Raw genomic sequence first — 14,681 nt, 5'->3', positions numbered from 1 at the left:
TTACGCCACCAACCCCACCAACGCAAATCGGCAGGTCACGAGGGTCTGACACCCGATCGAGCCCAATGACGTCCTCGAATCAGGTCAATGCGGATCAGGTCAACAGTGCATCGCGTGCGAATCTCCGCGACCAGCTCGGCGACTCCGAGACATCCTGACGGAAGTAGAAGCGCGGACCGTGAGCACCGATGAGGTCGAGGAAGCTCACCGTGGCCTGAGCTGCGAACTGCGCGTCGAACACCCCGGAATCCTCACTCGCCCAACCCAGCTCGGCCACTGTCTCGATCAGCATGGCGTTGCGATGGGTTGCGGACGCAGATGCAGCGAGGGAAACGAGAAAGAGGGTCGCGGCGTCGGTCTCGTACGACTCCTTACCCAACGGGAGTCTCGAGGCCGCGTGTCGCCACAGCCCTACCGGGTCGCCTGCCAAGCTCGCACCGAGCTTCGTCCGAAGCAGTCTGCCCTTGGTGACGCGGGTCAATCCGAGGTGCCTCATCGCTTCGCGTAGGTCGGTGACCTGATGGTGGTCGATCTCGCGATTACTCGTCCCTACCCAGCCCAACCCCCAATCGAGTTCTTCGCGGATCGCGGCAATCAGGGCGGGCTCGAGATAGCCGGCATGGGTGAGAGGAACTCCGTCGTCGCCGAGGCGGCCGAGTAACCAGGTCAACTTCGCCATCGCGATCTCGGCTACCGGCAGATCCACCGAACTCTCGATGGTGAGTTCGCATCGGGGCAGGAGCGCCATCAGTGACGGCACCTCCGTGGGACGCACCCGATCGAAGAGCCTTCCGATGGCGGGTGCCGTCGCAACTGCTTCGGCCAGAACCGACCGTCCCGTGTCCAGCGCGTGCAACACCTTGTTGACCGAATCGATGTCAAACCGAGCCGGGTCGAATGTCGGACCCCACCTCGTGAGCACGGCGGGAAACTGGGGATCGGCCGGATCGGCTGCGATCTCCAGGTCCTGCGCATAGTTCGACGGCCCGCCGCAATCCTCGGGTGGGCACGCGCGACCTCCGTCGAGGCAGACCGATCGCAGGTCGTCGATATCGGCATCGATCTGCTCCAGTACGACGGTGTGTGTCCATCCGTCGCCGAAGTCGTAGGCGTAGGTCAGCACCGATCCGCGCACCGTGAGTACCTCGTCGATCCGAACCCGATCTTCGCTCTCTGCCTGGTCGTCCGGTCCGTCGTGGAGGGTTTCGGCCATCTCGAATCGCCGCGTCGCACCGGCGATTCTGACGCTGAAGGCGTGCAGGTGCTGGTCTTGCCAACCCAGGGCGCACTGCAACACCGAGTGCAATTCGGACAACAGCAGGTCCGAGCGCACCCGTACCCGACGCCAAATCTGGGGTTGTGTGTGATCGATGGTCACGCCGAGCACCAGGTTGACCAGACTTCGCCCCCGGGCCGCTGTCGAGCCGCCGTCGGATGACTCCTCGGGATCGGGCAGATCCGGGACCACCGACAGGTGCCGGACCCGGCCGGTTCTGATCGACATGCGGTCGACCTTAGCCGGATCGATCCGTCGGACACAGGTGTCGCATGTGCCGTGAGGGTGATCGAGCCCGCCCGTGAGCGCACGACGTCACATACCCTCGGACGGTGCCGACCCTGCGTGCTCTCGAATGCTTCGTCACTGTCGTCGAGTGCGGCTCCGTCACCGCAGCGTCGGTTCGCCTGCACCTCTCGCAACCTGCTCTGTCGCATCAGTTGGCCGCCTTGGAGACCGAGATCGGCACATCGCTACTCGAGCGACTGCCTCGCGGTGTTCGTCCGACCCCGACCGGGGTGGCGATACTGGCCGACGCCGAAGCCGCACTGGCCGCAGCAGCTCGGGTGGTCCAGACCGGACGAGCCGTGGCGGACGGCTCGCGCGGACGACTTCGGCTGGCCTGCGTCGAAACGATGACAGTTCCCGTGGTCGCTCCGATAGTGCGCACGTGGGCGCGAAAGTATCGCAACGTCGACGTGGAACTGGCCGAACACAGCAGCGCCGACGCGATGGCCGATTCCGTGACCGGCGGCGTGTCCGACCTCGCCGTCGGCCCTGCGTCGGACCGATTCACCGGGCAGGTCATCGAGATCGGCACCGAGGATGTCGTCGCGGTGATACCCGAGGGCCTCGACCTCACCGATCAGCCGGCAGTCTCGTGGAACGATCTCCGCGGAAGGCCGATGGTCCACTACCACCCGTCGAATGGACTCGGAGCATGGATAGACGCCGAGGCTGCAGCGCGAGATATCTTCCCGACGGTCAGCACGCGCACTCGAAGTGCCACTACTGCAGCACAATTGGCCCGCGCAGGATTGGGGATTGCGCTGGTGCCGACGTCTGCGCTCCCGCCACGATTCGACGGCGTCGTCAAGCCGCTGGAACCGGAACTGCGTCGCACCGTGGTTGCGATGGTGGGATCTCCGAGCGACGCCCTGGTTCAGCGGTTCGTCGCCGACCTGCTCCGCCGCGGGATTCCGGCCGGTCGGACGCGGTGAGACGCCTCAACTCGCACCCACGAGACCTGCCTGCTGCATGAACGTCAGGTTGTCTTCGAGATGCCAGTCCTCGACGATGCGATCCTCCCCCACGTGCTGGATGTCGATCGCACCGAACTCGACCGATTGTCCGCTACCAGCCGTCGAACCGGATGTCCCCGTGAAGTGCCCACGGAAGATCAGCCGGGCCGTGAACGAATCCCCTGTGACGTACAGGTCGGCCAGTTCGCACGACAGGTCGGGAATTGCGGTTCGGAAACCGGCCGAGGCCACCAAGGGCCCACTCGGCCCCTGGGGACGTCCTGCCGGCAGCGTGTTGTCCACGAAAGACTCATCCACCGCGTGCTCGAGGTACATGCGATCGCCCGTGTCCCAGAACGTGTACAGGTTCTGCGCCACCGACACCACCTGACGAGTTCGATCGGTGACCGGAGCGTCACCCAGATGTACCGCCCCCGGCTGAATCAGATCGGCCGAGGCGTCGAGCACGGACGAATCGGCGGGCGCGGTGGAATCGGCGGTCGCGGTGGAACTGCAGGCGGCAACGAACAACACCGGAAGCAGGGCGACCGACACTCGCCTCATGCGAGCTGCCCTCCCCCGTCGACATGAAGAGTGGTGCCGGTGACGAAGGTATTGGTCAGCGCGTAGAGCACTGCCGCCACCACGTCGTCGGGGCGCCCGACGCGACCTACCGGATTCGCCCGCGCGGTGTCGGCGAAGAACGATTCCTTCCCCTCCCCCATCGAATCCCATGCACCGGAATCGACGATGCCCGGCGACACCGCGTTGACCCGGATCGGAGCCAGTTCCACCGCAAGCGCCGTCGCCAAGTACGCCACTGCACCGTTGGTCGTCGCCATCACCGTCAGTCCAGGTGCCGGCTTCCACGCGGCCACGCCGGAGAAGAACAGCAGAGAGCCACCCTCCGCAATATTCGATGCAAAATGCTTGGCCAGCAGAATCGGCCCGATCACCTTTGCGTCGAAAGCCTTTCGAACATCGGCCACGTCGAGGTCAGCGACCGGACCGTTCGCGTGGTCGGCCGCCAGACTCACCACGTGGTCGACCGATCCGACCGCCACCGCCGCCGCGGCAATGGATTCCTCGTCGGTCAGATCGACGAGCACCGAACTCGCCCGCGGACCCAGCGTCGCCGCCGCGTCGTTCAACACATCCGCACGTCGTCCGGCCAGGATCACCTCGCCTCCACCATCGACGATGTGGGCGGCTACGGCCCGCCCGATTCCCGACGCCCCGCCTATCAGCAGCACTCGCATGGTGGTTCACCCTTTCGCTCGATTGGTACCTCACCAGCCAAGCGAAGAGTTCACCGTCGGGCAATCGTAATTACCGACTGCTGACATAGAAAATATCGATGCCTACTTCTCGGGTGTCGTCAAACCGTCGTTGATGGCTGCGACATCGAAGGCCAACGCGTCGAGCTGTGATGCCAACGTCGTCACCGTCAATTGCACCAAGTACTGGGTATCTACCCCTACCAACACGTATCGGGTCGTCACTGCTGCTTCGAGTTGTTGCGCGACGTAGCTACCCCGAATGAATCGCGACGGCCAACCGAGCCACGCCGCCGCACTCGCCTCGCGCTCCACCCATCCGGGCATCGCTCGCCCGTCTCCGAAACCCAACGCCATCAACGCTTCCGGATCGACCGCGCGCGAGAGTGCACCGACGAGAAGTACAGCATTGGGAGCGAACCCGTTCTCCACGAGATTCGGTTCCACGATGACCTGAGTGGCCCCGGGAAACTGAGCCGGATCGAGCGTCTGCCAGCCTGCAGGCATCGGCACGGTGATGCCCAGCTCGCTCGCCGCGGCACCGTCGAGCGGCGACACCCGCAACGCGTGAGCGTTCAGATACTCGGCGATCGTGGTCGGTTCGGTCGGCTGGGCGTCGTTCACAGCATGGGCCTTTCGGTGGCAGACGATTCACTGGGCACGCCAGAGGCTACCTGCGCTGCTCCGGACCTCGACACTTCGCTAGAGGCAGTGCCCCGCGGGAAGCCGAGTACTGCGCAACTCCAGCCAGTCACCGACCGCGTCGAGCATGGCAGTTCCGTCGGCGAACGAGCCCGAATCCGGTTGCGCCGCAATGGCTACCCCGACACGCCCCGCGACGGTGGTGACGATTCCGACTTGGCGTACCGCGTAGCCACCGTCGACTCCGGGCCCCCAGCCGCCCTTGAACGCTGCATCCGACAGCTGCCCCAGGCCCCATTGTTGATCGGACACAACGTTGTTCATCATCTCGACCACCGGTGCAGCATCAGGGATACACGACAAGCCGGCCGCGAACGTCGCCTGGTCGTGCGTCGACCACTCGGTCTGCCCGAACGCGCTGAAATCGGGACGGATCCGCTCCCTCTGGATCGTCGTGGCCGGGTCACCACCTTGCCGCAGGACCGACTCGACCGCGGCACCCGCAGCAGCGGCATCACCCAGCGATACCCACAGCGCCTCGGCCGCTGCATTGTCGGAGCTTTCGATCGCCGCCGTGGCGTCGGCCAGCGTCGCCTCGCCGCCGTGACGCAGGGCAGCCACCGCCAGTGGCACCTTGGCCGTCGACCATGCGACACCCGAGGTCCATGTTCCGAGCACTGTGGCCGGACCGCCGCCGACCGGAACCAGAGCAAGGCCGATGGGTCCGCCCGCTGCGGATTCGAGTACACCGAACTCCGCAGCCAGATCGGCGACCGGCAGCGGCTCGACGGGAGCCGCGGAACTCCACACACCGGGTTCCGACGTGGGCGTGTTCGATGGTGGCACGGCCGCGCTGGGCGGTGGCCCAGGCGTCGACTCGGAGACGCTCGACGTACGCGTCGCAGTGTCGTCGCCGGTGGCAATGGTGCATCCGGAGACCAGAATGGTCAGCGAAAGAGACGCCGCACCGATGCTTCCGGCACATCGGCGAACCGAACTAGAAGAGGTAGACAACAGCGTTCTCGCCACCGGTACACGTCACCAACTGGGCCGACGACACACAGTTCATCTCGTACCGCTTGCCGGTGACCGGACTGCTGGCCACCACCGTTCTGGAATTCCGATCCGACCCGCCTCGCGTGTACGCCAACCGCACCTCCTCGGCGAACGGGCACGACGTGGCATTCGACCCCACTGCCGAACCCCGAAGGCCGCTCGTCGACGCGACGGTCGCCGGACAGGTCTGTGCACCCGCAGGCAGCGTGGTGACGCCCGGCACCTGTCCACTGGTCGACGAGGAATTGGGCACCGCGCTCGAAGCGCTGCCCTCGATCGCGGGGACGCTGCCGATCGAGGGGTCGGCGTCGCCGCGCAACGTCAGCCACGCGAACACGCCACCAAGAATCACGGCCACCGCCACCAGAACGGCCACGACGATCCACAGACCACCGTTTTCCTTCTGCGGCGGCGGACCACCCGTGAACACCGGGGGTGGTGCGACCGCTCCGAACGCTTCCCGCTGCGCTGGGCCATGTGGTTGCGCGGCGGCATTCGGCTGCGCGGCGGCATTGGGCTGCCCGGCCGGGCGGGGTCCGCGCAAAGGCCGACCGGAGGCCGGCGGGTGACCGGCAGGCCGGGGGTCTGCGGCGTCCGGTGCATAGCCCGGCGGCGGAATCACTCGGTCGGACGGATTCGGCTGCGCGCCGTACTGTCCATAGGCGCGCTCCGACGGGTCCCCCGAACCTGGATAGCTCATGGTGTCCTTCTGCCGATGATGGGGCCAGCCTCTCACACACGATCAGCAGTGAGCCAGACCGGACGTTACAGTTCGGCCCGGCGTGCGGTCAGCTCCTCCAGGTACCGCGCGACGGCGTCGTCGTCGTTGGATCCCAGGACACGATCTACGACCGCACGCACGGGAGCCGCAGCATTCGACGGACACAACGCCGTACCGGCCCATGCGAGCATGGGCAAATCATTGCGCGCATCTCCTACTGCAGCAACCGAATCCGGCGATACACCCCACTGCTCACACAATTCCTGCAGCGCGCTGGCCTTCGAGACTCCCGACGCAGACATCTCGATGTACGGTGCACCGGAATGCGTCAACTCCACGCCGTTCAGGCCGGCCGCAGCGACCAGATCGTACAGGTCCTCGCTCGTCGTATCCCTGTGCCGGGCAACAATTTTGACTGTCGGCTCGACGTCGATCGACAGGCCGAGATCCGAGAGTTCCATCTCGTGTGGTTGCCGATGATGGTCGGCGAACACACACAGTTCCGCATACCCGGCCTCTGCCACGAATCGGGTGGCACCGACGGTCGCGAATGCCACACCGGGCACGAGGGACCGAACGAACGTCTTGACCGACGCGACCGTTTCGGCCGGTACCGACCTGGTCGCCACGATGTTCGGGGTGCCGTCGGCGAGATCAAGAACAACGGCCCCGTTGGCCCCGATTGCCGTCCCGCGGAACCCACACGATGCAGCGAGCTCGTCGATGGAATGACGCGCCCGTGCGCTCGCCCACACCACTCTGATTCCGGCGGCGTCGGCCCCGGCCATCGCGTCGGCCGTGCGCGCCGAAATCGTTCGGTCCGAACGCAACAACGTGCCGTCGAGATCTGTTGCGACGACGACGACCTCTTCGGCTCTCTTCACCCCACCGATACTGCCAGGTGACTGTGTCTCAGCCAGCGACCAACGTCAGAACGGAGATCTCGCTCGGTGCGAACACCCGGAACGGAGGGCCCCAGAATCCAGACCCGCGGCTGGTGTAGAGCTGAGTTCGCTCGCCGTGACTGCTCAGCCCGTGAACCACCGGCTGGTCGAGACGAACCAACGCCGCGAACGGCCATATCTGGCCGCCGTGCGTGTGACCGGACACCTGCAGATCGACACCCGCCCGGACGGCGTCGCCGATCTGTTTGGGCTGATGGGCCAACAACAACACCGGTACCGAGGGATCGGAGCCGGCAAGTGCCCGAGGAAGATCGGCACCGTGGCCCGGCGCACCGGACCCCTTCGCAGTGGCGTCGTCGACTCCGGCGATGATCAGCGCGTCATCACCTCGGTGGAGTACCACGTGTCGATTGTGCAGAGAGTTCCACCCGATGTTCTCCATGTGATCGAGCCACTCCTGGGCCTGCCCGAAGTATTCGTGGTTTCCGGTGACGTACACGCGCGCCGAGGTCGCGAGGATGGACTCGAGCGGCGCGGCCTGTCGTCGACGCTGATCGACCGAACCGTCGGCAATGTCTCCGACGTGGGCCACCACATCGGCCTCGAGCGCATTGACGGCATCGGTCAACCGGTGCGACCACGTTGTCCGGTCGAGCGGGCCGAAGTGCGTATCGGTGATCAGGACGACGCGCAGACCATCGAATGCAGCACCGAGCCGGTCGATCCGCACGGTGGTATGCCGAACTCGCGGTGTGCGCATTGCCTCGTAGTGACCCCACAGTGCAAGGATGACGACGACCAGCACCGTCGTCACCGACACGATTCTCGACCGCATCGGGTCGTCGACACGCGCGAGCCACAGGGCCAGCCGCAGCAGCAGCGACAGCGCCGACCACACGAACGAGATCCAGACAAGACCGAGCAAAACGTCCCCGACGCGCGCCCAGGCATCCTTGTGCCGTCCCCCGGGACCTGGCCGGTGGCCCAGATACATCGACGTGGGCAGCGCGAGGAACGCGACGACTGCAATCGAGGTCCCGACGACCTGCGCAGCCGATACCCACTGCGCGCCCGCGAACACGACTGTCCAGGAGGGCAACGCGAAAAGCACAGCGCAGACCACGAACACGATGGCGGGAACCATGATCCGACGGCGACGCGAAGCCTGAGGCGAGGCCGAGCGGTCGGGGTGCTGCGTCGAGCGATCTGTCATCGGCAGGCTCTAGGTTCGACGCCGAGTGGTGTAACCGCGGAGTCCGTTGAGCGGGAGTTCGTGTTCGGCGATCTGCTCGTCCTCCGGTTCGTCGAGACCGGTACTCGTCTCGGCTTCTGTCTCGTCGGACACCACAGAACTTTCCTCGGCCTCGTCCGGCACGGTGCCGGCCGGCTCGGAAGCCTCGGCACTCGACGTTGTGTCGATCTCGACCGCAGCCGCCTCCTCTGCCGGGGCGGGGGCTGTCGCGTCCTTCTTAGCCGGGGATTCCGAAGCGGCAGTGTCCGGCTTCGCGGCTTTGGCGGGTGTGGATCCGTTCGTCATCGAGGATCGACTCGGTGCCGAAGACCCATTCGGGTCCGCAGAGCCACGGGAGGTAGCGGATCCATTGGACCCATTCGATCCGTTGGTCCCGTTGGTCGCGTGGGCACCGTTGGTGCCCGAGCCGTTGGAGCCCGAGCCGTTTGAGCCCGAACCGTTGGCCGTCCCGGAGTCGTCGGCGTTTCGTGTGCCGTTGGTCGACGCCGGAGTCGATGTCTCCCGGTCCCCGGGATCGGACTGGGCCGGGATGTCGATACGCGGCATCGTCCACAGGGACAGCACCGAGCCGTGGCGCACCGATGGCTCCTCGGTCGACGAGGTATCGAAGGCACCGGAATCGTCGAACTGCGAGACCTCGAGCGGCACCGGCGTCCACATCTCATCGGAAGAAGTAACGCCCTCCACCACAACGCTGTTGGGCTTTATACCCAGCTGGGCCAGCAAAGCCCACAGGCTTTCCAATGCGGCATCGCGGTCGAGGTAGTACTCCGATTCGCGCACGCGCCAGAACGTCCAACCGCAGCGCTTGAGCTCCTGCTCACGCTGCAGGTCGGCCAACCGCTGCGACGAGGTGGACAGGAAGGTGTCGCCGTCGCACTCCACCGCCAGCCGCGACGATTCCCCGGTGACCACGAGGGCGAGGCGGCGATTGTTCACCTCCACACCGGGATTGACGTGGAATCCACGGTCGACGAGGTCGTTCCAGAGCTGCTGTTCGAGCAGGGTCTCGAACGGAGCCGTCCTGACCTCACGCGAGACGTTCACCGGCATCGGGTCGGCAGGGGCGGGCGAGACGGAGGTGACGTAGCTCAGCAACGAGTTACGTAGATCCGCTCGCTTGAGGCGGTCGACCGTGACCGAGTGAAAGAGCCACAACTGATCCTGCGCCCGCGAGGCCGCCACGTTGAATCGCCGCTTGTACTGGTTGGCGGTGAGGGTGGCGAAATTCTGATCCGGTGCCACCACCATCGACAGAAACACGACGTTCCGTTCGTCGCCCTGAAAGTCCGGCGGGGTTCCCACACGCAGCCGCCGTTGTTCCCACTGCTCGATGCCGATGCGCTTGATCAACTCGTTGCGAATCTCGTCGACCTGCGACTGCCCCTGCAGCACAACGACTCCGAAGGTCAGGTTGTCGTATGACGAATCCTCGAGACACTCGGCAATCTGTTCGGCAATCGCAACGGCCTCGGTACGATTGACGAGCGACGCATTCTTTCCGGTCACCGTCGCACCGCGAACGTACGTGTGTCGCAACGGCGGTAGCCGATCGGACCCGAACTGCCGCACGGGAACGAGCGGGGAATCTCCGTAGAACTGCTGGCTCGACCAATTGATGATCTCGGGCATCGATCGGAAGTGCTCGCGTAACCGCACCACCTGACCGAACCTGGTGCGCAACATGGAGAAAAGACTCGACCGGGGTGTCAGCGTCGCCCGTACGTGTTCGGGCAGATCGGGTAGATAGACATCCAACCGATCGAACACGTCCTCGAGGGTGCCCGTCTGCATGACATCGGCCGGTGCACACTGACGGTCGTCACCCACCACGATCACGCGCGGCGCGAGATACAACAGGAAGAGACTGGTGATGTCGGCCTGACTGGCCTCGTCGACTATGACGACGTCGAAGCTACCCGGCACCGGCGGAATCGACGCTAGTACCTGTGAGAGCGGCATGACCCATGCCGGCACTGCACTCTGCGCCTCACGCATCGCCGATCGTGCTGCGCTGCGGTACGTTTCGGCGTATTTGCCGGCCCCGGATCCGATGCTCGAGATGTGCTCCCGGTACGTCTGCAACGCACGCACCTCGACGGCGGTCATTCGCTCGAGGCTGTTGCGCCACGCACTTGCGGCAGCGAGCCGTGTGGTGAGGTACGCGATATCGGTGTCGGTAGCGGCCAAATCCGACTCGAGTTGCTGTTCGAGACCACCGTGATGCTGTTCGCCGACCCACTCGCGAGCACGACGCCACGCCCAGGCCTTCGACATCTGCCAACTGAGTTCGTCCCACTCGACGTCGGCGGCGGTCTCCTCGACCAGGTCGAACAGAGCAGGTGCCACCGCGGCCAGCGACGCCGACATCGACTCGAGGAGCAGTTGATCTTCCTGCTCGGCACAGGCCTGCGAGTACGCCGCGACGGCCGCGGCCAATTCCTCCGGATCGGCGGTGCTCAACGCAGTCACCAGCGTCGAGCCCTCCGGTGACATCCCGCCGTCGATACGAGTGGCGACCGAGAACTGCAGGGCGTCGAGTTCGGTACGCGCGGTATCGATGTCCATTCGCGCGGCGATGGCAGCAGCGGCTCCCGCGATCTCCTGAGCTTCGGCCAAGCTCCGAATCCACGGTGCCGCAGGCGAAATGGCGTAGAGACGGTGTACGAGTGCGTCTCGTGCGGACACGACCGACGCCACCAGGCCCAGCCGATCGGAGATACGCGCCAGGTTGTTGACACGAATCGAACGCGTCCCGTCGAGCGGAACGATGATCGCGAGGTCGGCCAGAAGTACCGCTGCGGTCTGCACGGTGTCCAGCGCACGCAGGTGCTCGGCCACCAGACGAGCGGACATCGCCGTCGTCGCGGGTTGTCCATCCACCGTGGCCACGATGTCGAGCGCCTCGACGGCCTTCTGTTCCTCGCTGCGACGGAACCGCGGCTTCCACTCGACACCCGACTCGAGCGCCGCGGCGAACTCGTCCATCGCGGCCAGAGCCGCTCCGGAAACCGACGAACACTGCACGTCGTGCGCACCGACGTAGCGATCCGACGCAGCTGCCGTCTCGACCATCATGTCGAGTCCGTCGACCCGGGACCACAGGTGCGCGGCTTCGCCGGACAGCACCGAATCGGTCAGTCGCGAATACGATCCGTCGAGTTCGACGACTGCTCGAACTCGGGCGGCAAGCTCGTCGCACAGTTGCCGGATCTCTGCCGACACCGCCGGCTGCACGCCGTCGAGCAGGGCGATGAGGGACTCGGCCTGCGGCGAGACTGCGTCGACCTGTGTGCCCGCGCGACGGCAGAGCGCCGCCAGTTCGGCAGAATTCGGCAGCATCGTCTCCGGCCGTGGCAGCACTTGCCGGGAGCGCAGTGCCCGGTTCTCGTCCGAGTTGGCTATCAACTGGCGCAGACGGTCGACCTGGGCACCGTCGAGTGGTGGCCGGTCGGCCAACAGTGGGCCCGGCAGCCACTCGTGTGAGCTCTCGGCCGCTTTCACCTTGCGGACGATGGAGGACACCGTGCCGTCGTATCCGTCCGAAACATTCTCGTGCACAACAGTTTCGGATTCACGGAGCTCACTGACGCGGTTCAGCAGATCGGCTCGGCGCGCGAGAGCAGCCGCTCGCTGCGTTGTCAGTGCCTCGATCTTGCGCACCTCGCTGGCCTCGTCGAACGAGGTCTTGCGTTCGGCAATCTTCGCGACGCTGCGGTTGAGCTCGTCCGAACCACCACGAGAGAGGTCGGTGATGGACACACAGAGCTCTTGCAGCTCCGGCGGCAGCTTGTCGCGGAGCACCCGCAAAGCTTGTGACTTTTCACTAGTGACGAGAACCCGCTGACCGCGCGCCAGCAGTCCCGACATCAGGTTCGCGATGGTGTGGGTCTTGCCCGTACCGGGTGGGCCTTCGACCACGACCCCGCTGTCACGTCCGAGGCGTTCGATGATCTGAGACTGCTCCGCATTCGCCGGCAGCGGAAACAGCGGATCCTCCGCCAATACTGCAGACTCGCCTGCTCCGGTGCGTTCGAGCCACGCCAGCCGATCTGCCGGTTCTATGGCGTCGACGAGCTGTGCGAGCCCCAGCGGCACCGGGGAGTCCGCGAACTCGAGATCGGCGATCATCTTCTCGTAGTACTCGACCAGCGCAAACGAGTCGCGGGTACGGAGCACGAGGGCAGGTGAGATGGTGAGCGTTCGGTCGTCGTCGATGTAGGCCAGAGCTCCGGGCGGCCCGATTCGATCGAGCACCTCGATCGGATGCCGAGGAACTCGCTCAGCCCAGCTTCGGAGGAACTGTTCGACCCCGGCTCCGATGGGCGAGGTGACCGTGTCGTGCAGTTGCCGAGCCAGGTCCATCGAGCCGGAAGTATCGAACTCGCTCGAGCCCGTCAGCAGCCGACCGTCCTCGAGCCTCGGGGTGGTGTTCGCTGCGAGACGGACCAGCAGGTCACCGGTACGGATGTCTCTCTCGATATTGGCCGGCTGCGTGATCAGATGGGTACGCACGCTGCGCTGGGGATCGGTGTTGCTCGACGTCAGCAGCCCCGACGCCACCACGAGTTCGATCGACTCGGGCCGCGACGCGAGCTCCTGCATCATCAACTGAAGGGCCTGGTAGAGCGCGGCCTGCGGACGCCGATCGCGATCCTCCTGCGCCCACGCCTTCCACGACTGCGAGTACTCCTCGAAGACCTTCTTGATCTCGTAGGCCTTGCGGATGTCGAAGTCGGAATCGGACTCCTGCGCCTCTGCCCGACGGCGGGACGTCACCGAGGACGCGTCGGCCAGTTCCAGCTCCCGATAGCGGCTGTCGGCGACGATCTGAGGATCGAGCCACCCGGACAGCAGCTCGGGCGGCGCGGGAGGGTCGTCGACTGCGATGCGCGGCGCACGGAGCACGACGCCACCCTGTTCGGCACGCGGATCGAGCTGCACGGGCACGTCACCGGAATGCACCCACTCGACCTGGACGTGGTCGTCGTACCGCAGCACAGGGTTGGATCTCGCCTCGACGATCTCGCGCAGAAAGCGGAGCAGGCGTTGAACCCTGCTCTTGAGCTCGTCGTCGTGTTCACGACCGGTAGCCGCTGCAGCCGTCACAGTTTCCCCACACATACTCGATTGGTCGTCCTCTTGCGGGACAGTGCTGACCCCGGCCACAGTAGCCGCTGAAAAGCACTTGTTCACCGCGTCCTGAGCACTACGAAAGCGTTCTAGTGCTGGGTCACAAAGTCCCTCTCGGGTGGCTGTGACGACCACAGCCGGCCGACTCGATTCGGCATCCTTCGTACCGGTTCGACCCGCGTCGTGAAGCGAGTTCCGCCTCGGGGTCGGATTCACCCGGAACCGCGCGAACGATGACGTATAAAGACTGGATGCCTGCTGTACCGGAGTCCGATCGCGAGCTGCCGAATCGGGAGCTGCCGATCAGGGAGCTGCCGACCACCCCACGCGGTCTGCGCACTCGATCCTCGCTCGTAGCGGCTGCACGACGCGTCTTCGAGGACAGCGGTTACCTCGACTCCCGGCTGATCGACATCACCCGCGCCGCACGATGCTCCGCCGGCACCTTCTATACGTACTTCACCAGCAAGGAAGAGATCTTGGCTGCGGTTCTCGAGCAGGCCAGAGACGACATGCTGCACCCCGGAACCGAACGGGTGGATCCGCACGAGAACCCCGTGGCCGTTGTCGCGGCGAGCAACCGCGCCTACTTCGAGGCGTACCGGCGCAACGCGAAGCTGATGGCCCTGCTGGAGCAGGTCTCGAACATCGATCCCGAGTTTCGTCGGCTGCGCCGCGCGCGCGCCGATGCCTTCGTCAGGCGCAATGCTCGCAGTATCGAGAGTCTGCAGAGCCGCGGCCTGGCCGACGCCGAACTCGACCCCCTGCTCGCCTCCCGCGCTCTGTCGTCGATGATCAGCCGCCTCGCGTTCAACCATTTCGTCGTCGACGCCGCGGAAGGCACGGAAACCGGGGACTACGAGGACCTGCTCGATACCGCGACGAGGTTGTGGGTCAACGCGCTGCGGCTGCGGCGTACCGACGACGGGGATACCTGATGAGGGCCGGCCGCGCGACGGTTCGAATCGTGCGAGGAGGACTCGACAGAGTTGTACCCACCGGTAATGTACTCGCCGGTAGTGACCCGGGTGGCAGAATGGCGAAATAGCCGGTACAGCAACGTTACTCGCCGGTACAACCATGTTACCGCTGGGTAGGGCTTCGTTTGCTGAGACCAAACCTATTGTCACAGAGAGCTTTTCACATTTTCGTGATCAATCACACTCACGCCGAACGTC

11 protein-coding genes are annotated in these 14,681 nt (G+C 65.2%); 2 read left to right on the top strand and 9 right to left on the bottom strand.

The features are described 5' to 3' along the window. Positions 1-94: 94 nt before the first annotated feature. On the bottom strand, positions 95-1,504 hold the full coding sequence (locus ACFI9K_RS15260; RefSeq protein ID WP_462664269.1) for a plasmid pRiA4b ORF-3 family protein: 1,410 nt from the start codon (positions 1,502-1,504) through the stop codon (positions 95-97). 104 nt (positions 1,505-1,608) lie between these two features. On the opposite strand from ACFI9K_RS15260, the gene ACFI9K_RS15255 reads away from it, so the two are divergent. Continuing rightward, positions 1,609-2,496, top strand: a complete 888-nt coding sequence (locus tag ACFI9K_RS15255; RefSeq protein WP_462664268.1) for a LysR family transcriptional regulator — start codon at positions 1,609-1,611, stop codon at positions 2,494-2,496. Between the two features lie 6 nt (positions 2,497-2,502). Here ACFI9K_RS15255 and ACFI9K_RS15250 read toward each other — a convergent pair whose 3' ends face one another. The 8 genes from ACFI9K_RS15250 to ACFI9K_RS15215 form a co-directional block, all read right to left on the bottom strand. Further along, positions 2,503-3,081 (bottom strand): ester cyclase, encoded by a 579-nt coding sequence (locus tag ACFI9K_RS15250; RefSeq protein ID WP_462664267.1) that lies wholly within the window; start codon positions 3,079-3,081, stop codon positions 2,503-2,505. After that, a complete protein-coding gene (locus ACFI9K_RS15245; protein WP_462664266.1) occupies positions 3,078-3,776 on the bottom strand; it encodes an SDR family oxidoreductase in 699 nt (232 codons plus the stop codon). Before ACFI9K_RS15245 ends, ACFI9K_RS15250 begins: the two co-directional genes overlap by 4 nt. Positions 3,777-3,878: 102 nt before the next feature. Continuing rightward, complete coding sequence (locus ACFI9K_RS15240; protein ID WP_462664265.1) at positions 3,879-4,418, bottom strand: LpqN/LpqT family lipoprotein; 540 nt, start codon at positions 4,416-4,418, stop codon at positions 3,879-3,881. A gap of 78 nt (positions 4,419-4,496) precedes the next feature. Beyond that, positions 4,497-5,450 (bottom strand): serine hydrolase, encoded by a 954-nt coding sequence (locus ACFI9K_RS15235; protein WP_462664264.1) that lies wholly within the window; start codon positions 5,448-5,450, stop codon positions 4,497-4,499. Beyond that, on the bottom strand, positions 5,434-6,192 hold the full coding sequence (locus tag ACFI9K_RS15230) for a hypothetical protein (protein WP_462664263.1): 759 nt from the start codon (positions 6,190-6,192) through the stop codon (positions 5,434-5,436). Before ACFI9K_RS15230 ends, ACFI9K_RS15235 begins: the two co-directional genes overlap by 17 nt. Before the next feature lie 65 nt (positions 6,193-6,257). Further along, on the bottom strand, positions 6,258-7,097 hold the full coding sequence (locus ACFI9K_RS15225) for an HAD family hydrolase (RefSeq protein ID WP_462664262.1): 840 nt from the start codon (positions 7,095-7,097) through the stop codon (positions 6,258-6,260). Between the two features lie 28 nt (positions 7,098-7,125). Continuing rightward, the gene (locus ACFI9K_RS15220; protein WP_462664261.1) at positions 7,126-8,331 is read right to left on the bottom strand and encodes a metallophosphoesterase; all 1,206 of its coding nucleotides are present in this window, start codon (positions 8,329-8,331) and stop codon (positions 7,126-7,128) included. Between the two features lie 9 nt (positions 8,332-8,340). Beyond that, positions 8,341-13,494, bottom strand: a complete 5,154-nt coding sequence (locus tag ACFI9K_RS15215; protein WP_462664260.1) for an AAA domain-containing protein — start codon at positions 13,492-13,494, stop codon at positions 8,341-8,343. A 260-nt stretch (positions 13,495-13,754) separates the two neighbouring features. Between ACFI9K_RS15215 and ACFI9K_RS15210 the strand changes: the two genes are divergently transcribed. Continuing rightward, on the top strand, positions 13,755-14,441 hold the full coding sequence (locus ACFI9K_RS15210; protein ID WP_462664259.1) for a TetR/AcrR family transcriptional regulator: 687 nt from the start codon (positions 13,755-13,757) through the stop codon (positions 14,439-14,441). Positions 14,442-14,681 lie beyond the last annotated feature (240 nt).

The sequence above is a fragment of the Rhodococcus sp. PSi06 genome (genome assembly GCF_054960675.1).
This window is presented reverse-complemented; position numbering and strand designations above follow the sequence as displayed.

Excerpts from the sequence above, each read along its gene's own strand:
- ACFI9K_RS15260 (WP_462664269.1), bottom strand. The coding sequence starts at position 1,504 with ATGTCGATCAGAACCGGCCGGGTCCGGCACCTGTCGGTGGTCCCGGAT.
- ACFI9K_RS15250 (WP_462664267.1), bottom strand. The coding sequence starts at position 3,081 with ATGAGGCGAGTGTCGGTCGCCCTGCTTCCGGTGTTGTTCGTTGCCGCC.
- ACFI9K_RS15245 (WP_462664266.1), bottom strand. The coding sequence starts at position 3,776 with ATGCGAGTGCTGCTGATAGGCGGGGCGTCGGGAATCGGGCGGGCCGTA.
- ACFI9K_RS15230 (WP_462664263.1), bottom strand. The coding sequence starts at position 6,192 with ATGAGCTATCCAGGTTCGGGGGACCCGTCGGAGCGCGCCTATGGACAG.
- ACFI9K_RS15220 (WP_462664261.1), bottom strand. The coding sequence starts at position 8,331 with ATGACAGATCGCTCGACGCAGCACCCCGACCGCTCGGCCTCGCCTCAG.
- ACFI9K_RS15215 (WP_462664260.1), bottom strand. The coding sequence starts at position 13,494 with ATGTGTGGGGAAACTGTGACGGCTGCAGCGGCTACCGGTCGTGAACAC.
- ACFI9K_RS15210 (WP_462664259.1), top strand. The coding sequence starts at position 13,755 with ATGCCTGCTGTACCGGAGTCCGATCGCGAGCTGCCGAATCGGGAGCTG.